Consider the following 21979-nt stretch of genomic DNA (forward strand, 5'->3'; position numbering starts at 1 on the left):
GAAATGCCGGTAATGGGCGTTGTTAAATTTCAGCGTTTCTTCCGTGCCGCGGCGGGGCTGCAGGTGGACCGCAATGATCTCAAGCGCTACACCGAATTCATCGACGACAAGATCTATGACCTGTTCGTCGTTGCCAAGGCGTCGGCGAAGGCGAACTCGCGCGATGTGATCGAATCGTGGGACCTGCCGATCACCGCGGGACTGCAGCAGAGCATCCATCGGTTCGAGAAGCTGGATGAGGAGGTCGAGCTGCAACCGCTGCTCGACCAACTCGCCGCGCGCCCGCCGCTCGACCTCGCCCTCTCGGACGACACCGAGCGTCGGCTGCCGCTGATTGCCGGTGGTCTGAGCGTGGCGCTCGCGCAGACGTTCGTCGCCATCGCACCGAAGGTCAAGAATCCGGGAACCGCCGAATGGTCCGTGGTATTCGAGATATTTCATCTGCTGCTTTGACCCAGCAACGGCATATTCGTCATAGGCTGCAAACGCCGGATTGATCGGTGTACCGTCAATGATCAACGCCCGCAGAATTAATCCGCACCTGGATGTTGTCATTCGAAGTGGATCGGTGTGCGTGGCGGCGAGTGGATCGGCCGAAAATTTCGGGGTGGGCGCGGCCGAGCACGCCGCAGCAGCGCCGGGCCCGACCTCGAAACCTGCTGCCACGGGCCAGACCCCCGCCATGAATCAGCAATTGTTGAGTTATCCAATCGCCGACGGCCCGGCGCGCGCACAACTGGCGTCGCTGCACGGGCTGTGCGCGCTGTCGGCGGCGCTGTCGAGCAAGCACGAAGAAGTCGAAATACTTCGAATGGCCGGTGCGGCTGTCCCGTCCCTCGGCTCGTGTCGCACGCGGGCGAGCTATCACCGGGTGGACGGCGAATTCGTGCCGTACCCGCAGACGCGACCCGCACAGCCCGGCCTGGACGCGCAGGTCAGTGACCAGGGCGGCGAGGGCAGCGTGAACCTGGCCGACGAGAAGTGGGGGTGGGCGTTCGTCCTGCGAAGTTCGTCCGGAGCGGTTGGTTCACTCATTGTCGGTTCCGACCGCGCACCGCGGCCAGACGAGATATTCCTGCTGGAAGTGCTGGCGCAGCTCACCGGTGCGGCGCTGGCCAATGCGACCACGCACGAACGTGCTTCCGCCCACGCGATCGAGCTCACCCAGATCAACGAGCGCTTGGCCGCCACGGTGCGACGCCTCGAACGGCAGACGCGGGTGCACGAGGTGCTCGCCGGAGCCGCCGCGTACGGACAGGGCGAACAGGGTATCGCCGACGCCCTCGCTCAGCTGACCGATTTGCCCGTCGCGGTCGAGGACCCCTTCGGCAATCTGCGGGCCTGGTCTGGACCCGGCCGACCGGAACCCTATCCCAAAGCCGCACCGGAGCAGCGTGATCAACTGCTGCATCGTCTCGCGACCCACAATGCGCCGCTGCGGGTCCAAGATCGGGTGATCATGCTGGTGAAACCACGTACCGAGGTCCTCGGCACGCTCGCACTGATCGACCCGGACCATCGCGTGGTCGAGGCTCAGCTGTTCGCACTGGTGTACGGCAGCACCATGCTCGCCCTCGAACTCGCACATCAACGCAATCTCGCCGAGATCGAACTGCGGCTACGTCGCGAGCTCGTCGACGATCTCGCCTCCGGCACCGACAATGACAGCGCCTACGCCCGCGCAGAAGCATTGGGACACGACCTGCGCGGACCGCACTACGTCGTCCTGGTGCACAGCGCGGGCCGCGCCGACGATACGATCGCAGAGGCCGCGAGCCACGCCGCGTCGGCCCTGAGTCTGCAATACATCCTGGGCCGCCACGGCGGCACGGTCGTGCTGATCACCGACCGCAGACCGGATCCGGGCGCCTTCCACCACGCAATCCGCGAACGCGTCGACGCGACGCCGATAACCATCGGGATCAGCGGCCGGTGCGAGCAGCCGAGCGATTTCGCGCGATCGTTCGCCGACGCACTCCGTGCCGTCCATATCCGGCTGCGGTCGCGGATACCGGATGGCGCGACGGCATTCGAAGAACTCGGCTTCTATCGTCTGGTCGACGCGGCGCACGCCGACGGTCAGGTCGACGGCTTCATGCGCGAATGGCTCGGTGCCCTCCTGGATTACGACGCCACCCGGAACTCGGACCTCGTGTACACCCTGGCCCAGTATCTCGAATGCGGCGGCAACTATAACGATTCCGCCGCCGTGTTACACATCCATCGCAGCACCCTGCGCTATCGCCTCGGCCGCATCCGCGAACTCACCGGCTTCGACTTACGTGATGTGAATATCCGATTCAATCTCCAAGCAGCAACGCGCGCGTGGCAATTCCTGTCCGCCGTCCCTGATCCGTGACGTTGTTGCGAACGCCAGCCCGTGCGAGGTTGTCAGCAGTTCGGCCTGCTCCCCCGAAGCCGAGATACGTATCGACTGATGGACACTGTGGGCCCGGGGAACGATTTCCCGGCGAACTCGACACCAAGTGTGCTGAGAACACTCGATTACCGAATCTGCTGCGGCTGACCGTGAAACAGGCATGTGCCCGCGACGGCTGCGGAGCGACGCTGTCCGCACCGTCCAATGCCTGGCCCAAGGTCCGCACGAGATCGTCGATGGCGGCTGGATTCAGTTGCCGCATTGGATGCGGCGTGATCGCTGGCGGAAATAGTTCCGCTCCGACGCGGGTTAGTTTCCATGGAAACCAAATTGTGGGTCGGTGATCAGGCCGGCACCGATCTTGGAGAGGGCACCTCATGAGCACCATCGACTTGACTCCCACCGTCGACATCCGCCGCGCCGAGGACCGGTTCAAGTCCGACTTCGGCTGGCTGGATTCCAAGCACTCGTTCTCGTTCGGCCACCATCTCGACCAGGCCAACACTCATCATGGGCTGCTGCTGGTCAACAACGACGACATCGTCGATCCCGGTACGGGGTTCGACACCCATCCACACCGCGACATGGAGATCGTCACGTGGGTGCTGGAGGGCTCGCTGGTCCACCAGGACTCCACCGGCCACAACGGCGTGATCTACCCCGGCCTGGCGCAGCGCATGAGCGCCGGCACCGGCATCCTGCACTCGGAGAAGAACGACTCGTGGCGGCTCAGCGGCGACGTCCACCAGGACCCGGTGCACTTCGTGCAGATGTGGGTGGTGCCCGACGAGGCCGGTATCACCCCCGGTTATGAGCAGCTGGAGATCGAGGCGGAACTGCTGTCCGGTGGTCTGCTGCCGGTCGCATCGGGTATGCGCAAACATGACGGCCACGCCGCGATCCGGATCCGGAACTCGCATGCGGCCCTGTACGTCGCGCGGCTCGCCCCGGGACAGTCGGTGCCCCTGCCCGACGCGCCGTTCCTGCACCTGTTCGTGGCCCGCGGCGCGGTGACACTGGAGGGTGCCGGCCCGTTGCATACCGGCGACGCGGTGCGCTTCACCGCTACCGGCGGCCAGCAGGTCACCGCGAGCGAGCCCGCCGAGATCCTGGTCTGGGAAATGCACGCCAGCGTCCAGTTCTGACCTTCGGTGCCCATCCACCGTCAGGCGCGGGGATGTGACTTTCTCGGAGTCAACATCCGCCGCTACCACGGCCGGGTCCCGCTGATCAAACCCAGCGAAGACGACCGCTGCCGCCGAGCGGGCTCGTTGCGCGCGTTGGATCGGCACGCGCAGCCACTGCTGCCCCGACGATCCCCGCAGTGTTCTGCAACGCGGCGGCCACCACCGGCGTGCGGTTCTTCAGCAACGGAATCCATTTGTCGCCCTTGCGGCTGACCCCGCCACCGGCGATGAACAGGTCGGGCGAGATCGCGTTTTCGATGGCGACCAGCACCTTCGTCACCTCCGGGGCCCACCGTTTGTAGCTCCAGGCGTGCCTTTCCTTGACCGACGCGGCGCCCCGACGCTCGGCCTCCATTCCGCCGACCTCGATGTGACCGAATTCAGTGTTGGGCAACAGCACCCCGTTGTGGATTACCGCCGAACCGATGCCGGTGCCGAACGTCAGCAGCACAATGACGCCGTCCTTGTCCTTGCCGGCACCGAACTGGACTTCGGCCAATCCCGCCGCGTCGGCGTCATTGAGCAGGGTCACCGGCTGTCCGCCGAGTTCGGCGCTGATCACCTCTTGGGCGTTCACTCCGATCCACGACTTGTCGAGGTGCGCGGCGGTACGGGCGACGCCGCCGCTGACCACACCCGGATAGGTGACGCCAAGCGGCGCGTCCCACTGGAAATGCTTCACCACCTCGTGGATCGTGTCGGCGAGAGCCTCCGGAGTGGCCGGCCGCGGGGTCGGGAGTTTGAAGCGGTCGCCGATCAGCTGCCCGGTGCCGAGATCGACGACGCCGCCCTTCACGCCGCTACCGCCCACGTCGATGCCGAAGCCCCAGCAATGCGGCCTGGCCTGGCTCGGCTTTTCGGTGACCGAAGCGGTGGTATCGGTCATGGACACTCCCGAGTACGTGGCGGCGGCCCGAGGTCGGCTCGCTCCACAGATTCCGGGCGGATCGTTGCCATGGGATTCATCGAGTCCCCCTGGTCACGAATCGGATATCGAGGCAGAGATTTCGGGAGGCTGCCCGTTATTCCAACAAAAAGGGCGCAAAGGGTTCATCCACAACGGCACTGCCCGCTTCGGGCACCCCGCTGAACGGACACGGCGCATGTCAGGGACATACCCCAATATTGATGTTGCACATAACATCAGGCATCTATTCTCTCCCCCGCACCGGTATTCCCGCTACCTGCAAAAGCGACCGGTCCCCTGGCAGTTCGGCAGCGCATGTCAACACTGCAATACCCACGGAACTGCGGGTGAAGCGTTCGCGGTTACAGGACGCAGGTGCCACGAGCGCCAGCGCCGACATGTGAGCCCACATCTCGCCAGCCGACAGCGAGAACATCAAGTTCTACCGAGCCCATCGAGGTCGACATCAACTCCGAACTGCCATCAGATGTGTCGACGGTTCAGTTCCTCACAGGACGCGGCTTACCTCACCGGAACGACCGTCGATATCAACGGAGACAGCCACATGCATTGACCGGCGGATTTCGAAATCTACCGGCTGCCAGCCCGACCCGTCCCGATCCCCGACTACGCCGATCTCCGGCCGGCCCGCCAGCAACGCAACATCATTCTCACCGACGCCGAAAGACTGGCTCGGCACTTGCCGCGGATCGAACATGGCAAAGCCCGCGACGCCGAACACACGCACGGTACAGATCGCGCTGATGAAAGGCGGTCACGCCGCTATTGCGGACGCTTTCCGCCAGCACAACGAGCGCGAACAGGCGTGAGCCAACGCTCTCACCAAACCCGAACAGACGATCTTCATCGGCTTGCTCGAGAAGCTCATGCACGGCATGACCGAGGTCGCGGACAAACGCCACAGCTGACGTGCCTCCCGAACGCCCACATGGCTTGCCTCACTCCACCTTTCGGAGTGCCAACACACTGCCCTCGGCATCGGCGGACAGGTAGAGGGTGCCGTCCGGACCGGCCGCGATTCCGGCGAAGGGGCCTTCCGGCCCGAAGAACGGCGGTATCCCCCGCAGGGGTTTCGGGATGACGCCGGGCGGGGCGCCGACCGGCAGCTCACGGGCGATGACATCGCGGGCCTCAGTGGCGAGATCGATGGTGATCAGTACCTTGGCCCCGACGTCGACAACATAGAGCTGTCCGTCGCGGATCAGGATGCCCTGCGGCTTGTCGAGGCCCTCCACCACCGTGTCGACACCGGAGTCGGTGATCGAGACAACCCGTCCGGCACCCGATTCGGAGGCGTAGCAGATTCCGTCCTGACCGAATGCCACTCCGACCGGTTCCCGCAGGCCCGAGGCCAGCACCTCGACGTGGCCGGACCGGACCGAAAGCACTCTGCCCGTGCCGAATTCGGCGGTCGCGATGAGCCCGCCCGGTGCGAGCGCCACGCCGTAGAGTTGGTCGAAGCCCTGCGCCATGATTTCGCTGTAGCCATTCGCGGGGCGGTACCGAGCGACCGCGCCATTGGCGGTGGTAACGATGAATTCGCCGCCGCCGACGGCACTCACACCGCGCAGGTGGCCAGGAAAGCCGGGCAGGGAGAGCATCCCCTGTATGCGCGGCTCGCCCCCCGGGCGGAGGGCGTAGAAGTAGGTCCAGTCGGCGATATAGAGGTCGCCGTTCTCGTCCACGGCCAGGTCCAGCGGCCAGTTCAAACCACCGGGCAAGGTCGTTCTGGTCTGTCCGCCGTCGAGGATCTCGGTGATCTCCCCGGTGAAACTCGAAACGAACAGCCGGTCGCCCACGAAAGTACAGTTGTCGAGGCCCGGTGGCAGAGCGGCCAATACGGTGCGCGCACCGGTGCGGGGATCGATCCGCAATACCTCGCCGGAGTACACCTGGGTGGAGACGATGAAGCCCTGGGAATCGAACTTCACGGAATCCGGAACGCCCAGGTCACCCGCGACCCGCTCCGGCTCGCCGCCCTCGGGATCAATCCGCCAGATGTCGTTGGTTCCCATGACCGGGTAATACAGCAGACCGTCTGGGCCGACCTCCATAGCGTTGGGCATGCCGAGGTTGTCGAGCAGCACGCGCGGCGCGCCGCCGGACAGATCGAGTTCCATCAGGCGGCCGCCGATACGACATTCGTTCACGAACAGGCGCCCCCGGTGCACGGTGATGCCGTTCACGGCGGGGAGATCGTCGCGCAATATCCGGGTGCGGCCGTCGGAGCCACGCGCGCTCACACGGCCTTCCATCGGCTCGGTGGCGAAGAGGTCACCCCGCGGGCCGAAGGCGACATCATCGGGCCCGATGATGTCGCCGCCCATGGCGCTGATGGTCTCGAGCCCGCCGGTCTCGATATCGAGGGCGCTGATCTGGCTGCCGGTCACCTGCGCCACATAGATGCGGCCGTCCGGTCCGGTGCGCAGACCGTTCGCACCGAACAGTCGGCTCGGTGGCGTCAGCCGTTCCAGCCGCCAGCCGTCGGCGAGGCTCGGTGTCGCGGTGCCGGTGTAGCGCGTTTCGTGAAACACGTTGGGCTCCCACTACTTCAACATGCTCCCGGCATCAACTGTCATGGGAAGACCGGTCACATAGCGGGCTTCGTCCGAGGCCAGGAACAGCACCGCATTGCTGATATCCAGGGGTTCGACCCAGCCCACCGGGAGTATGTGCATCTGCTGGGCGACCGGGGCGAGATCGTCGGGGCCGGGGTTCTCCAGGTCTGGCCGGAACAGTCGCAGCGTGCCCTCGTTCATGAACATGGGGGTGTTGACATTGGTCGGGTGCACCGTGTTGACGCGGATGGAATACTTCCCCAACTCGACGGCGAATGTCCGCATCAAGCCGACCACGCCGTGTTTGGCGGCGACATAGTGGCCGATGTTCTGGTGTGCCTTGAGCCCGCCGACCGAGCTGGTCAGGATTATCGACCCACCGCGTCCGCCCGACAACAGATGGGGCACACCGGCTTTCACCGTCTTCCAGACTCCGGACAGGTTGATGTCGATCACCGCGTCCCAGTCCGGCTCCGCAGTCTCGTGCAATGTCGCGCCACCGATGCCGATACCCGCGTTGGCCACGATGACATCCAGCCGACCGAGCTGCTCCACGCCGCTGTCCACAACGGCCCGCAGCGCGTCGAAATCCCGGACGTCGACCTCCGCCGTAATGATGCGGCGGCCAAGACCTTTCACCAGATCCGCGGTCTCGGCCAGGTCATCCGGGGTGGACGCCGGAATGCCAGTGCTCCCTCCGACCGGTTTGCATACGTCGATCGCGATGATATCGGCGCCCTCCTGCGCCAACCGCACCGCATGACTGCGTCCCTGCCCGCGCGCCGCACCAGTGATGAAGGCGACCTTGCCTTCTACCCGCCCGATCATGAAAAACCTCGTTCGTCGCAGATCCATCGGCCGGCAGTTTGCCAACCGAATTTCGAGAGTTTCACTCCCGATGACGAGAGTATCATTCTACGTTATACGAGAGTTGCATTCTCCAATGACTGCTGCCCCTTCTCTTGCCACGAAAGGCTGACCAGCACATGACCGACTTGGCGTCCGTCGACTACTTCTCCGATCCGGCCATCGCCCAGGACCCGTACGAGTACCTGGACCATCTGCGCAGTCGGAATCCGGTATTCCGGGAACCCCACCACGGGGTCGTCGTCGTCACCGGACATCAGGAGGCCATCGAGGTCTTCCGCAACTCGGATGACTTCTCGGCCTGCGTCTCTGTCAGCGGGCCGTTCCCGCCGCTGCCGTTCCACCCCGAGGGCGACGACATCAGCGCCCAGATCGAGGCACATCGGCCACGGTTCCGGATCTCCGAGCACATGGTGACCATGGACCCGCCCGCTCACACGCGCACGCGAGCGCTATTGGCCCGGCTCCTGACGCCCAAAAGGCTGAAGGAGAACGAGGATTTCATGTGGGAACAGGCCGACCGGCAGCTCGACGAATTCCTCGCCAACGGGCGCTGCGAATTCCTGGGCGAGTACGCCAAGCCGTTCGCCACGTTGGTCATCGCCGACCTGCTCGGGGTACCTGACGGGGACCGTGATCAGTTCCGAGCCAGGCTGGCGGGTCAGACAACTCCGGGCAGTATCGAGGGCTCGATGTATCAGGAATCATCGGGCACCAATCCGCTGGAGTGGCTGGACGACACCTTCGGCGCGTACATCACCGATCGCCGTGCGAACCCTCGCAACGACATCCTCAGCATCCTGGCATCGACACCGTATCCGGACGGTTCCGAACCGTCGGTGATCGAACTCGTCCGGCCGGCGACATTCCTGTTCGCGGCCGGGCAGGAGACGGTCACCAAACTGCTCAGCGCGGCAGTGAAGGTACTCGCCGAGCAGCCGGAGTACCAGCGGATGCTGCGCGAGGACCGTAGCCTGATTGCCGGATTCGTGGAGGAATCACTGCGCACCGAGAGCCCGACCAAGGTCGACTTCCGGCTCACCCGCCAAAACGCCACCGTCGGCGGCGTCGATATCCCCGCCGGGACGGTGGTGATGCTGTGCATCGGCGCGGCCAATCGTGATCCCCGCAAGTTCGACGATCCGGACCAGTTCCAGCTCGATCGTCGAAATGCCCGCGAGCACATAGCGTTCGGCCGCGGTATCCACACCTGCGCGGGCGCGCCCCTGGCCCGGATGGAAGGGCAGGTCACGTTGAACCGACTCCTGGACCGGGTCACCGATATCGCGATCGACGAGACCGCCCACGGGCCCGCCGGCAATCGCGACTACCGCTACGAACCGACCTTCCTGCTACGCGGGCTGCGAGAACTCAATGTCACCTTCGCCGCCTAGACTCACCCTTCCCAAAACGAGAGTCTCGTTCTACTCTAATCGAGAATTCAATTCCACCACTAGCGAGAATAGTGTTCCGCAATCGGCCATACAGGAGGTGATCAGTGGACTCCGAAGCGTTCACCGGCGTGCGGGTTGTCGAGCTGGCGCAGTGGGTGTTCGTGCCTGTGGCGGGTGCGCTGCTGGCCGACTGGGGTGCGGACGTCATCCGGGTCGAACGTCCCGACGGCGATCCGTACCGCCAGTTGGCCACACAGGGCATAGGCAGCGATAGCGCGGGGGTGAATCTCTCTGTGGCCCTCGCCAATCGGGGCAAGCGATCGATCTCGATCGACCTACGCTCCGAGCGCGGCCGCGAGCTGCTCAACGAGATACTGGCCACGGCGGACGTCTTCCTGACCAACTTCCGGCCCGGCGCGCTGCGCCGGCTCGGGCTCGACCCCGACACGCTGACTCGACGCCATCCCCGGCTCGTCTACGCCCGGGGCCATGGCTTCGGCAGCCGCGGTCCCGGCGCGGACAAGGCCGGTTACGACTCCTCGGCCTTCTGGGCCCACGGCGGCGTGGCTCATATGCTGACCCCACCGGAGCGGGACTACCCGATCAGCCAGCGCGGCGCGATGGGCGACCGAAACGGGGCCATGGCCTTGGCCTTCGGCGTCGCGGCGGCACTGTTGCGGCAGCAGCGGACCGGCTCGGGTACGGTCGTCGACGTTTCATTGCTGGCCACCGCCATGTGGATGCTGTCCTCCGATGTGCTCTCCGCGCTGGCCGGAAATCCGCCGCAGGCAGTATCCGGCCGCGGCGGTTCGGTCAACCCCCTGGTGGGTGCCTACCGAACCAAGGACGGTCGGCACATTCAACTGGTCTTCCTGGAGTCGGACCGGTACTGGGCACGACTCTGCCGCCTGATCGGACGCGACGACCTCGCGGGCGATCCCCGCTTCGTGGATCTGGCAGCCCGCGCCAACCATCGCGACGCGTGTGTGGCCGAACTCGAAACGGAGTTCGCCCGCCGAACTTTCGACGAATGGAAGCAGTTGCTGTCGGGACTGGACGCGCCGTGGGCGCCGGTGCAGGCCGTGACGGAACTGCTCGACGACCCACAGGTGCTGGCCAATGGCTACCTCGGCGAGGTCGACCTGGACAACGGGCAGTCCTATCCACTGCCCACCGGCCCGGTGCAATTCGACGAACGTCCGCCCACCCTGCGGCGAGCACCCGAGCACGGCGAGCACACCGAGCAGTTCCTGGTCGAATTGGGTTACTCGTGGGATCGGATCACCCGCCTCAAGGAGGCAGGGGTTATCCCGTGACGGCCGCGCGCCCGGTGCCGGTCCCCGACGCCCTCACCGCCGACTACTGGTCGGCGGCCGCGCGGCACGTGCTCGCCCTGGCCCGATGCACCCGGTGTGATCGGTTCGCGCTGCCGCCCGGGGAAACCTGCCGTCGGTGTGGCACCTCCACACCAGAGTTCCGGTACGAACCGGTGAGCGGACGCGGCACTGTCCGATCGTGGACGGTGATCCGAAAAGCGTCGCTACTCGGATTCGCCGACCAGGTGCCATATCTGCTCGTCGATGTCGAACTCGTCGAGGAGCGCGGACTCCGCATGATCGGACGCCTGCTGAACGGTCCGAAAACAGTTGTGCGCATAGGTGATCCAGTACAGGTCGCCTTCGAGGACCTCCCCGACGACCTGGCTGTCCCGGCGTTCGAGCTGTCCTGCGACGAGCCGCGCACAGCCACTGAGCATGTTGGCGCGGTGGCGCCCCGTCATCCCAGCGCACCTGTGACCGGGATCCATACAAGCAGTGCGCCAGCGCATGTGGTGGATTCCGGCCGAAAGCACGCCGAAATGACGAGTAGCGAGCGTCATCGCGCCTCGAATCTCGGTAGCGCGGGAACCACCGAGGTGGTCCCGTGACCAGGCGATTCCCCGCGGGCGGCCACATCGCCGTGGTCGGGTTCGCGCACAGTATGGTGCAGCGTCGATTCGACCGCCCGCTCGGCGCGGTAGCCGTCGATGTCGCACGGACGGCGATCGCCGACGCCGGACTCACACCGGAGGCGATCGACGGATTCGTCACCTCCGCCATGTTTCCGACCGCGGGCGCACACGCTGTGCGTGACGGAACCAGTACCGTGACCGCCAACTGGCTGGCCGACCGGATCGGCACCGACCCGCGATACGTGGCGAGCTTCCAGGGCGTCGGCCAGATACCGGGTTCAGTTGCGTTGGCTGTCAATGCCATAGCCGCCGGTGCCGCGGATTATGTTGTGCTGCACCGGGCCCTGCACAATCCGGCCGGGGGCTATCACGACAATCCTTTGTCAGTGGTCACCGGGCCGCAGCAGTGGACCGTGCCGCAGGGCTACGGCGGACCCTTGCCGATGATCGCGTTGCCCTACAACGAATATCTGCGACGATACGACGCGGATCCGGACGCGATGGCGGCCGTAGTGGTCGAGGCACGCAAGAACGGGGCCGCGATTCCGTGGTCGTATTGGCACGGCCGACCGCTGACCACTGCGGACTATCTGGCGGCACCGATGGTCAGCGACCCGATGCGCCGCCTGGACTGCGATATCCCCGTCGACGGCGTGGCCGCCTTTGTCCTCACCTCCGCCGAGCGCGCCCGCGACCTGCCACACCGCCCGGTCTATATCGCCGGATACGCGAGCAGCGGTGTGAACCCGCCACGGTTGCCGTCGCACTGGCCACTCGACGACATCATGGCTGGTGGTGCCGACACCGTACGGCGACTGTGGGCGGCCGCCGGTGTGGGACCCGGCGAGGTGGACCTGCCGCAGTTGTACGACGGGTTCTCCCCATTCGTCTACTTCTGGCTGGAGGCCCTGGGTTTGTGCCCCGTCGGCGAGGCGCACCGCTTCGTCGCCGACGGCGGCATCGACAGCGACTCCCCGGCCGGTCTTCCGGTGCTCTCCGGCGGCGGTGCTCTCGGCAACGGCCGCATGCATGGCATTCCGCAGATGCTCGAGTGCTATCTGCAGCTGTCCGGGCGCGCAGGCCCCCGCCAGCGCGCCGCCACAGTCGCTCTCGCCTGTCATTCCGCACCGCACTACGGCGGCGCCGTGGTTTACGCCAGCGAGCCGTTATGACCTGTACCGCAAGGGAAATGGAGATCAGTACATGGCGTTGATCCTCGCCGAACGGCGCTCGTACGTCGCCGGCTCCTGGGTGACCGGTGACGATATTGTCGCCGTGGAGAACCCCGCCGACGAAACACTCGTCACCGAGATCGCCGCCACTCCACCGACCGAGATCGAACGCGCGATCCTCGAGGGCCGCCGGAGTTTCGACAGCGGAGTCTGGGCCGATGCCCCAGCGACCGACCGCGCACGGCGGCTGCATGCGTTTCTCGGTCATGTCGAGAAGGCTCGGGCGGAGCTGGTGGCGACCATGGTGGCCGAGGCGGGCCAACCCCTCGCTTTCGCCGAGCAGTCGCAGTTCCTTTCCGGAATTGCCTTGGCCCGTAATACGATCGACCTGTACCTGTCGATGCGGCACGAGCAACCCAGCCCGGTCCCGGTCGACGAGCTCACGCAGCACCGGGTGGCGTTGAGCATCCTCTGCCACGAGCCGGTCGGTGTGGTCACCGCGATCACGCCCTACAACGCGGCATTCGTCCTGGCGCTCCAGAAGATCATGCCCGCCCTGATATCCGGCAATTCGGTGATCCTGCGGCCGAGCCCGTTGACACCGATCTCGTCGCTCATATTCGGATCCGCCGCCGAGGCGGCGGGCCTGCCGCCTGGCGTATTCAGTGTCGTCGTGGAATCCGGATGGGCCGGTGCGCAATTGCTGACCACCCATCCGGCGGTCGATATGGTCTCGTTCACCGGGTCGACCGCGGTCGGGGCCCGGATCAGTGCACAGGCCGCGCCGACCATCAAGCGGGTGGCATTGGAACTCGGCGGCAAATCGGCACAGATCTATCTCCCCGACGCGATCTCGAAGGCCGCCGCGGGCGCTACAGCGGTGGTCGCCAGGATGGCGGGCCAGGCTTGTGTCGCCGCCACCCGAATGCTGGTGCCGCGCGACCACAAGGACGAAGTGCTCGAGGCTGTTTCGCGCGCCTACGTGAACGTGACGGTCGGAGCGCCGACCGACCCGGCCACCGCAATGGGCCCGCTCATCAGCGCCGCGCAGCGGGAACGCTGTGAGCGGCTGATCGAACAGGCCGTGGGCGCGGGCGCCACCGTCGGTTACGGCGGCGGACGGCCCGCGGGACTCGACCGCGGCTACTACGTCGAACCGACCGTGCTCGACGTACCGGACAACACCAATCCCGCCGCGCGGGAAGAGATCTTCGGCCCAGTACTGGCGGTGCTGGGTTACCGCGATCTCGACCACGCCGTCGAGATCGCCAATGACACCGACTACGGCCTGTCCGGGCAGGTCTACAGCGCCGATGCCGCCGCCGCGACCGCGATCGCGCGGCGGCTGCGCACGGGAGCGGTGAACGTCAACACGGCGCTGTTCAGCGCCTACGCCCCCAGCGGGGGCTACAGGCACAGCGGCCTCGGCCGTGAACGCGGTCCGGACGGCATCCGGGCATTTCAAGAGGTCAAACACCTGGTCATCGGAGAACTCCGGTGACTGAATCCCGACCCGAAGGAGTAATCGTGTCCTCCAACCTGAATCTCGATTGGCTGATCTCGGTCGATGATCACATCCTCGAGCCACACAATCTGTGGCTGGAGCGGGTGCCGCGCGCAGATCGCGAACGCGCACCACACATAGAGGTCGGTGCCGACGGCATGGATTGCTGGGTATACGACGGCAAACGTTTCCCCAGCTCCGGACTGAGCGCTGTCGCCGGAAAGTCGAAGGAGGAGTTCAGTCCGAAACCGCTGACCTACAGCGAGATGCGGCCCGGTTGCTACGATGCGAAGGCCCGTATCGAGGATATGGACCGCGCGGGAATTCTTGCCTCCCTGTGCTTCCCGACGGTAACCCGATTCTGCGGCCAGCTCTTCTCTGAAGCCAGCGATCGCGAGTTCGGCTTCGTCTGCCTGCAGGCATACAACGACTGGATGATCGAGGAATGGTGCGCCGCCGCACCGGGCCGGTACATCCCGCTGGTGCTCATTCCGCTGTGGGATCCGAGACTTGCCGCCCGCGAACTGGAACGCTGCGCCGCCAAGGGCGCGACCACCTTCGCCTTCTCGGAAAACCCGGCACCACTGGGCCTTCCGACGATCCACGACGCCGGCGGGTACTGGGATCCGGTGATGGCGGCGGCCAATGATCTGGAGATGGTGGTGTCCATGCATGTCGGCTCGTCGTCGACCGTGCCTCAGATCTCCCCCGACGCACCGTTTCTCGCGAATCTCGCCTGGGGTGCAACCCGCACCTCGGGGGCCATGCTGTCGTGGCTGTTCAGCGGCATGTTCCAGCGTTATCCGAAACTCAAGATCGCGCTTTCGGAAGGTGAGATCGGCTGGATGCCGTACTTCCTCGAACGCGCCGAACAAGTCCTCGACAAGCAGCGACACTGGGTCAAGAAGGGCATGCGGTTCGGCGATCACGCGGCGAGCGGCAATATCGATCTCGATACCCTCGATATCCGCGGCACTTTCCGCGACCATATCTTCGGCTGCTTCATCGAGGACAGCCACGGAATCGCGAGCATCGATGTGCTCGGGGAGGACAACATCATGTGCGAAACCGATTACCCGCACTCCGATTCTACCTGGCCCAACTGCATTCAGACCGTGAAGGGCCTCATCGGTCACTTGCCGCCGGAAGCCCAGTACAAGATTCTGCGCGGCAATGCCGAACGGCTGTACCGCTTCACTCCGGCCGAACCACCGGTTCCGGCGGCAGTCTGATCCGACGGTCTGGATTCGGGCCGGTCGGCGATCGGCACCAGCCTGACCGGGGCACCGAGCACAGGCCCGGTCGCCGGTCGGGCCGACGCCGATTGCGGGATGTCACAACCAGTTTGCGGGCTTGCGGGCCGACAACGGGTGTCAGGCACGAGTCCACCGCGGTTTACCGTCGTCGTATTCGCCCCCCGATGCGAGAGGACAACTGCTGTGCCCACACAGAATCCCCCTGCCCCCGATTCCCCCGACGCCCCGGTCGCGCCGCTCTGGGCCGACCGGGCGGCGGATCGCTCGCGCTCGGTGCAGCGGTCCAAGGCCCGCAGCCGGGAGCAAGCGCAGTCGATCGTCGCTGCCGCCCGCCGATTGTTGCAGACCGAGGGCGCCACGCTGACGACACAGGAGCTGTCCAAGGAAGCGGGCATCGCCTTACAAACCTTCTACCGGCATTTCACCGGTAAGGATCAGCTGCTGCTGGCCGTATTCGAAGATGTCGTCAGCGAACGGGCGGTCGAGGTGGAGGCCGCCGCGCGGGAGCTGCCCGACCCCGTGGCACGGTTGCGCTTCTATCTCTTCGAGATACTGCGCTCGCTGCGTGGCGATGGCGGCGGCCTTGTCGGGGCGCGCTTCATCACCGCCGAGCATTGGCGGCTGTACCAGCTCTTTCCAGTGGAGATAGCCCAGGCCAACCGGCCCTTCGTCGATCTCGTGGAGCACGAACTGCGGGCCGCCGCATCGGCCGGTCTGCTGCGTCCCGCCGATCCGTCCACCGATGCCTGGCTGGCGCTGCAACTGGTCACGGCCGTGTTCCACCACTATGCGTTCGCATCGGCCCCCACCAGCGTCGACGATATCGCCGAACAGGTGTGGGCCTTCTGCCTGACCGCTTTCGGCGGTCCCCCTATCGAAAGGTAACCGGACAGCAATGGAGCATGCGCCCCTGTTTTCCAAAGGCCGCGATCTGGACGCTACGGTCGCCGCCCTGCGGCCCTGGCTGGCCGATCGGCTCGGCATCGCCTCGGTCGATATCGATCAGCCCGATTACCCTCGCGGCGCGGGCTTTTCGAACGAGACACTGCTGGTCACGGCCCACACCGGACAGGGCGTCGAAGAACTTGTCGTGCGAATCGCACCGGCCCTCGAACATCAGGTGTTCTTCGAACCGAAATTCCACATGCAGTACGACCTGCTCAGGGCCCTGGACGGGCATCCCGAAGTGCGGGTGCCTCGGGCACTGTGGTTCGAGGGCGACACCGCCATCCTCGGGCGGCCGTTCTATGTCATGCGGCGCATGCACGGCCGAGTACCGGTGAGCATGCCGCCGTACAACTCCTCCGGCTGGCTCGCCGAGGCAACCCCAGCTCAGCGAAGGACGTTATGGGAGAGCGCGATGCGCCAGCTGACCGCGATCCACCGGCTGCCCGTGGCGACCGTATCGTTCTTCGACCGGCCCGAGCACGGTGTGGCCGGTATCGCACAGCACCTGTCGTATTGGAACAGCTACGCGGACTGGGCCTTCGGCGACGAGATTCCAGAGGTCGTGCGAACGCTGATGAATTGGCTGGGCGAGCATCGGCCCCCACTGTCCCGGCCCGGAGTGTCCTGGGGTGATGCCCGCATTGGAAATATGATGTTCGACAACGATTTCCAAGTCGTCGGGGTGATGGATTGGGAGCAGGCGTCGCTGGCCGGTCCGGTGGTCGACCTTGCGTGGTGGCTGCTGTTCGACGAATCGCTGTCGGTCGGGCAGGGAGTGCCTCGGCTCGACGGGCTCGGTACCCGCGCGGAGACCATCGCGCTGTGGCAGGAGCAGACCGGCCACTCGATCGACCACCTGCACTGGCACGAGGTTTTCGCTCGGGTCAAGGCCGGACTGCTCAGCCTGCGCAGCCGCCGCACCATGCGACTGCCGACCGACTCGGGCGCTCGCCACTTCGGTTATCTGCACCAGGCGTGCGACCTCGCGGGAATCACTGTCGCGCAGGATGTTCGATGACTACGATGAACAATCCCGCACCCGCCGACGAAGCGGTCGTGTTGTCGCCCGAATGGCTCACCGCGACACTGGGTCGACGCCATTCGAGCGCCGTCGCGACGCGCGCGCAGGTCGTCGAACGACTCGAGACCGTCGCTACCAAACTCCGGTTCCGCGTCGAGTATGCACAGCACACCGACGCGCCTGCCGCCTTGTGCGCAAAGGGCTATTTCAACCCGGCGCGCCGACGCACGACCCGCGCCGAGGGCGATTTCTATCGCCTTGCCGCACAGGATCTTCCGGTCCGCACACCGCCGTGCGTATATGCTGCGGTCGACGATGACACCGGCCACGCGCTGATTCTCATGCACGATCTCGTCGCCGCAGGGGCCCAGTTCCTCGATCCGACCACCACCTACGGCGCCGATCGCGCCGCCGACACACTCGATCAGCTCGCTGCGCTGCACGCGGCCACCTGGGAAGGGAAGCGTCCTGCGCTGCAAGAGCTCTTCCCCCCTCGTCTGCTTCGACTGTCGGGTCATCTGAGCCCCGATCAGCTCCAGGGTTTGCTCGACGACGGTCGGGCGCAGGGGATCTCAGAGCCGGTCCGCCGCGCCGACCGCCTCATCGCGGCCATGGCGGCCATGGACCGGCTCCGCGCCGCCGCGCCCACCTGCCTGGTGCACGGCGACCTGCACACCGGCAATATCTACGAGCAGGCCGACGGCCGACCGGGTCTCATCGACTGGCAGGTGGTCCAACACGGGGTGTGGGCCCTCGATGTCGCCTATCATCTGGCGACGGTGCTGGACCCCGACGAACTCGCCCGCCATGAACGCGCGCTGCTCGACCACTATCTCGACCGACTGGCCACCCATGGCGTCACCCCGCCGGATCGGGACCAGGCTTGGTCACTGTATCGGTCGTATCTGCCGTACGGGTTGTTCATGTGGGCGATCACCCGTGCGGTCGACCGGCCGGTCATCGAACACCTCACCGAGCGACTGGGCCACGCGGTCGAACGGCACCGCAGCCTCGATTTGCTCGCTACCTGAGAACGTCGAGACATATTCTCCGACAACCTTTTCCGATACTCAATGCTGGTGGGTGCCGCCGTACGGCGGCACCCACCAGTCGTATGTCGATTACCCCGTGGAGTTCACACCACCGGTGGCCGGCTTCCGGCCGTGTCGCATGAGCACCGCGATGACCAAGGCGATCACAGTGGTCACGAGGACGAACCAGAAGCTCTGGGTATAGCCGTTGTCGGCGAACACCTGCGGTACCGCCCCTGTCGACGAATCGCCTGCGACGTCGATATGCGCGACCACTGGACTGTTGTTCAGCGCCGCCGTGCTGATCGCCATGGCGACGCCGGTACCCAGGGCCAAGGTGACGCCGAGCATCCCGGAGCTGATGCCCTGCTGTTCCGGCGGGACGGCCTCCACGATGAGATTGGGCAGCGCTGCCCAGAGGAATCCGAAAGCGACCCCCGCCACCACGTAGAGCACCAGGTAGGTCACCCAACTGTAGTCCGCGACAACGAATCCGAGGCCGGACATCGACAGCAGAGCGAGGGCGATGATCGCCGGGATACGGGCACCCACCCGCCGGGTCAGCAGCCCTGCGAATGGGCCTACGAACATACCGATCAGGCTGGCCCAGATGCCGATGTGGAGTGCGTACTCCAGCAGGCTGAAGCCGTTCCCGTAGCTGTAGCCCGGATCGAAGGTGATATCGATCGCCGCCGCGGACAGATTCGCACCGCTCGCCTGGGCCTGCCCGACCACACCGTCGACCATGGTCTGGCGCAGGCCGTCCTCATTCGGGGATTGGGTCATGTACCCGAGTGCCATCGGCTGCACGGCGGTGATGCCGATGCTGAAGATCGCCATCAGCAATACGAGTCCGAGCTTCGGATCGAGGATCAGCTTCATATCGATAATCGGTCGCTTGACACGTGATTCGACGATGAAGAAGAGCATCAGCAGAACGAGGCCGGCAATCAGCCAGGCCACGCCGGTCGGCGAAACCCAGCCCCAATCCTGACCGTTGTCCAGGTAGAGCAAGGTCAGCACCGCGCCAGCGGCCAGCAGTATCACACCATAAGGATCGACCCTTTCCGGCCACCGGACCGGGGATTCCGGAACCACGACCAGCAGTAGCGGCGTCAGCACGAGCACGAACACCGCCATGAACCAGAACAGGGCCCGCCAGCCGAAACTGTCGGCGAGGAGGCCACCCACCAGTGGACCCACGACGCCGGTGAAACCTACACCGGTGCCGATCAGGGCGAGACCGATGGGAACATACTTGCGCGGCAACAGGTCTCGCACCAATCCGAAGGCAATGACCTGGGTGGCGAGCGCGAACGCCGACAGCCCCCGCCCGATCAGGAAGACGGTCCAATTGCTGGTGAGCGCGCAGATCACGCTGCCGATGAGGAACAGCGTTCCGCACAGCAGCATGATCTTCTTCTTGCCCCAGATATCACTGGCCTTGCCCAGCAATGGATTCGCGGCGACGCCGACCAACCCGAGAATAATGAGCGCCCAGGTGATATTCCCGCCGACGGTGTCGAAGGTCGTGGTCATCGGCTGCAAGGCCGCGACCACCATGGTGTACTGCAGCGGACCGACCTCGGTGTACAGGATGATGACAGCCAGCACGGCGGCGATCCGCAGCCGGGATGCGCCGTCCATCCGGCCGGTTTCGGATTTGCCGGTCTCGTCCGGCGCGGGTGTGGATTCGATGGTGGACATGAGACTCCAGGAGATGAGTGACTGTAATGTGGGCTGAATCGGCGAATTCACGAGTCCCGCAGGCGCTGGCGCACGAGGAACTTCCGTACCTTGCCGCTGGCGGTGCGAGGGAAGTCGGCGACGATGTGGATCTGCTCCGGCCATTTCTGTTTGGCCAATCCCGCCTCGGCGAAGTGAGCGCGCAGGTCCTCGAGAGTCGGGGCGACCGCGCCGGAACGCAGTCGAAGCACGGCGGCGACCTGTTCGCCGAGCCGATCGTCGGGGGCGGCCACAGCGGCGGCCTCGGCGACGCCGGGCATGGTGATGAGGATGTCCTCGACCTCGAGGGCGCTAATGTTCTCGCCGCCGCGAATGATCAGGTCGGCGGTTCGGTCGGTAATGGTGAGGTAGCCTTCGGCGTCGAGCGTGCCGACGTCGCCGGTGTGGTACCAGCCGTCGGCGTCGAATTTGGCCGACGTCAGGTCGTCGTCGGTGTAACCGAGGCACAGATCCGGTCCGCGACTGAGGATTTCACCGTCATCGGTGATGCGGATCTCCACGCCCGGCTCCGCATCGCCATCGGTGTACAGCCGCTTGCTCTCCGGAACGAAATACTCGGACGCGGTCATGGACGGGTGCTCCGTACTACCGTAAGAACGCGCGACCTTGATATCGAGCGCGGCGAGCCGCTCGGCGACGGCAGCCGGCACGGGTGCGCCGCCCAGACCGGCGTACCTCAGCAGCCGCAAGTGTGCGGGCGTGAACTTCTCGTGGTCGATCAGGCTGGTCATGTAGTAGGGGACGCCCCCGGTGACACTGATGCCGCGGGTTGCCATCAGGTCGAGGATCAGGTCGGGATTCCACACATCCACCAAATCGACCGGCTTGCCGTCCAACACCGGAACGAGAAAAGCATTGAGCATGCCGATGAAATGACCGACCGGGGCGACCGTCACCTGCGGGTAGAAGTCGGCCGGACGACGCGCCGCGAGCTGGCGGGCTTCGCAGCCGAGGGTCTGGTGGCTGTGCACGACACCTTTGGGCGCGCTGGTGGTGCCCGAGGTGAACGCGATCAACGCAGGACCTGCCGGATCCACCGCCGCGACCCCCGCGAGCGGGTTGTCGGCGAGTAACGCGTCGAAATCGGTGCCCGGATCGTGCCCGTCCACCACGCCGACGATCGGAACCTCCGCGACCACCGCGGGGTCGTACTCGAGCTGGCCGAATCGCTGGGCTGTGATGAACACCTGGGGCCGCACATGGTCGAGGATGTAGCCGACTTCCTTGCGGCCGTAGATGTGCACGATGGGAACCACCACCGCGCCGAGAAACTCCGCGGCCCAGAACGCGGCCGCCGCCTCCATCCAGTTGGGTAGTTGGAAAACGACCATGTCGCGGGGGCCGACCCCACGGGCGCGCAACCCGGCCGCCAACCGCCGAGCGATCAATTCGACCTCGCCGAAAGTTCCCGACCACGGCCGAACCTGCGAATACACCTCGAATCGGGTGTCCGGCGCGGCAGTCAGTCCGCCGGCCAGTAGTTCCCCGATGCCGTGGCGGGTCCACCATCCCGCCCGTTCGTATCGTTCGACCAGATCGGGAGGGACCGTACGCATAGTGAAGCTCCAATTGCCCAAGACGTGGAATCGACGGATTCGCTCCGCCGCACCGTCGGGACATTCGGGATCGCCAGGCCCGGTGCCGGGCCCCACCCGACGGCGAGAGTCTGACTCTCCCACAGAGTAGAACCTCATTCTCGTCTTTGAATGCTGAATTCACGGATTGCTGCGGACTTATTCGACTCAGCGTCATACGGATGCGGGGATTTTGACGTCGCGGCCGCGCGCGCCATGTACCTGCTCGGCGAAGCCGCCGGGCCGGAATCCGGCGAGCAGTTCGCCGCCGACGGAGAGGACTCGTTCGTTCGTGCCGATCAGGCCGAAGCCGGATCGCCCGGCTGTTCAGGGTCGGCGTTTCTGCGCGAAGCGCCTCCGCCACTTACCCACCGCCTGGGCCGTGATACCCAAGTCGGCTGCCGCATCCTGATTGGATTTTCCTGCTGCACAACCCAATACGATCTGGCAGTTCACACCTCG

General features: G+C 65.4%; 19 protein-coding genes. 12 read left to right on the forward strand and 7 right to left on the reverse strand.

Features of this window, described 5'->3' with window-relative positions:
- Positions 1 to 12: 12 nt before the first annotated feature.
- The 3 genes from OIE68_RS09425 (at position 13) to OIE68_RS09435 (ending at position 3525) form a co-directional block, all read left to right on the forward strand.
- Complete coding sequence (locus OIE68_RS09425; RefSeq protein WP_327098987.1) at positions 13 to 453, forward strand: DUF1931 family protein; 441 nt, start codon at positions 13 to 15, stop codon at positions 451 to 453.
- A gap of 229 nt (positions 454 to 682) precedes the next feature.
- Positions 683 to 2359, forward strand: coding sequence for a helix-turn-helix domain-containing protein (locus OIE68_RS09430; protein WP_327098988.1), 1677 nt, complete (start codon positions 683 to 685; stop codon positions 2357 to 2359).
- Between the two features lie 398 nt (positions 2360 to 2757).
- Complete coding sequence (locus tag OIE68_RS09435; RefSeq protein ID WP_327098989.1) at positions 2758 to 3525, forward strand: pirin family protein; 768 nt, start codon at positions 2758 to 2760, stop codon at positions 3523 to 3525.
- Between the two features lie 85 nt (positions 3526 to 3610).
- Here OIE68_RS09435 and ppgK read toward each other — a convergent pair whose 3' ends face one another.
- The 4 genes from ppgK to OIE68_RS09455 all read right to left on the reverse strand — a co-directional run bounded on the left by ppgK (position 3611) and on the right by OIE68_RS09455 (position 7881).
- Positions 3611 to 4453 (reverse strand): polyphosphate--glucose phosphotransferase, encoded by an 843-nt coding sequence (ppgK, locus tag OIE68_RS09440; protein WP_327098990.1) that lies wholly within the window; start codon positions 4451 to 4453, stop codon positions 3611 to 3613.
- Positions 4454 to 4982: 529 nt separating this feature from the next.
- Positions 4983 to 5222: a hypothetical protein gene (locus OIE68_RS09445; RefSeq protein WP_327102067.1), complete on the reverse strand. Its 240-nt coding sequence runs from the start codon at positions 5220 to 5222 to the stop codon at positions 4983 to 4985.
- Between the two features lie 211 nt (positions 5223 to 5433).
- Entirely contained in the window at positions 5434 to 7029 is a 1596-nt protein-coding gene (locus tag OIE68_RS09450; RefSeq protein ID WP_327098991.1) for an SMP-30/gluconolactonase/LRE family protein, read from the reverse strand.
- Positions 7030 to 7041: 12 nt separating this feature from the next.
- Entirely contained in the window at positions 7042 to 7881 is an 840-nt protein-coding gene (locus OIE68_RS09455; RefSeq protein ID WP_327098992.1) for a mycofactocin-coupled SDR family oxidoreductase, read from the reverse strand.
- Between the two features lie 158 nt (positions 7882 to 8039).
- On the opposite strand from OIE68_RS09455, the gene OIE68_RS09460 reads away from it, so the two are divergent.
- The 9 genes from OIE68_RS09460 (at position 8040) to OIE68_RS09500 (ending at position 18197) form a co-directional block, all read left to right on the forward strand.
- On the forward strand, positions 8040 to 9314 hold the full coding sequence (locus OIE68_RS09460; RefSeq protein WP_327098993.1) for a cytochrome P450: 1275 nt from the start codon (positions 8040 to 8042) through the stop codon (positions 9312 to 9314).
- A gap of 104 nt (positions 9315 to 9418) precedes the next feature.
- Entirely contained in the window at positions 9419 to 10630 is a 1212-nt protein-coding gene (locus tag OIE68_RS09465) for a CoA transferase (protein ID WP_327098994.1), read from the forward strand.
- Positions 10627 to 11241 (forward strand): Zn-ribbon domain-containing OB-fold protein, encoded by a 615-nt coding sequence (locus OIE68_RS09470; RefSeq protein WP_327098995.1) that lies wholly within the window; start codon positions 10627 to 10629, stop codon positions 11239 to 11241. Before OIE68_RS09465 ends, OIE68_RS09470 begins: the two co-directional genes overlap by 4 nt.
- Entirely contained in the window at positions 11238 to 12437 is a 1200-nt protein-coding gene (locus OIE68_RS09475) for a thiolase family protein (RefSeq protein ID WP_327098996.1), read from the forward strand. Before OIE68_RS09470 ends, OIE68_RS09475 begins: the two co-directional genes overlap by 4 nt.
- Before the next feature lie 31 nt (positions 12438 to 12468).
- On the forward strand, positions 12469 to 13938 hold the full coding sequence (locus tag OIE68_RS09480) for an aldehyde dehydrogenase family protein (RefSeq protein WP_327098997.1): 1470 nt from the start codon (positions 12469 to 12471) through the stop codon (positions 13936 to 13938).
- A gap of 26 nt (positions 13939 to 13964) precedes the next feature.
- Complete coding sequence (locus OIE68_RS09485) at positions 13965 to 15173, forward strand: amidohydrolase family protein (protein ID WP_327098998.1); 1209 nt, start codon at positions 13965 to 13967, stop codon at positions 15171 to 15173.
- A 207-nt stretch (positions 15174 to 15380) separates the two neighbouring features.
- Entirely contained in the window at positions 15381 to 16082 is a 702-nt protein-coding gene (locus OIE68_RS09490; RefSeq protein WP_327098999.1) for a TetR/AcrR family transcriptional regulator, read from the forward strand.
- Between the two features lie 10 nt (positions 16083 to 16092).
- Positions 16093 to 17163, forward strand: coding sequence for a phosphotransferase family protein (locus tag OIE68_RS09495; RefSeq protein WP_327099000.1), 1071 nt, complete (start codon positions 16093 to 16095; stop codon positions 17161 to 17163).
- Positions 17160 to 18197: a phosphotransferase family protein gene (locus tag OIE68_RS09500; protein ID WP_327099001.1), complete on the forward strand. Its 1038-nt coding sequence runs from the start codon at positions 17160 to 17162 to the stop codon at positions 18195 to 18197. The genes OIE68_RS09495 and OIE68_RS09500 overlap by 4 nt, the downstream gene beginning before the upstream one ends.
- A gap of 90 nt (positions 18198 to 18287) precedes the next feature.
- Here the strand turns inward: OIE68_RS09500 and OIE68_RS09505 are convergent, their stop codons facing one another.
- The 3 genes from OIE68_RS09505 to OIE68_RS47030 all read right to left on the reverse strand — a co-directional run bounded on the left by OIE68_RS09505 (position 18288) and on the right by OIE68_RS47030 (position 21973).
- Positions 18288 to 19904: an MFS transporter gene (locus tag OIE68_RS09505; RefSeq protein WP_327099002.1), complete on the reverse strand. Its 1617-nt coding sequence runs from the start codon at positions 19902 to 19904 to the stop codon at positions 18288 to 18290.
- Between the two features lie 47 nt (positions 19905 to 19951).
- Positions 19952 to 21499, reverse strand: a complete 1548-nt coding sequence (locus OIE68_RS09510) for an AMP-binding protein (protein ID WP_327099003.1) — start codon at positions 21497 to 21499, stop codon at positions 19952 to 19954.
- Positions 21500 to 21844: 345 nt separating this feature from the next.
- Positions 21845 to 21973, reverse strand: a complete 129-nt coding sequence (locus OIE68_RS47030; protein WP_419150692.1) for a helix-turn-helix domain-containing protein — start codon at positions 21971 to 21973, stop codon at positions 21845 to 21847.
- Positions 21974 to 21979: the final 6 nt, after the last annotated feature.

It is taken from the genome of Nocardia vinacea (assembly GCF_035920345.1).
Lineage (GTDB): Bacteria > Actinomycetota > Actinomycetes > Mycobacteriales > Mycobacteriaceae > Nocardia > Nocardia vinacea_A.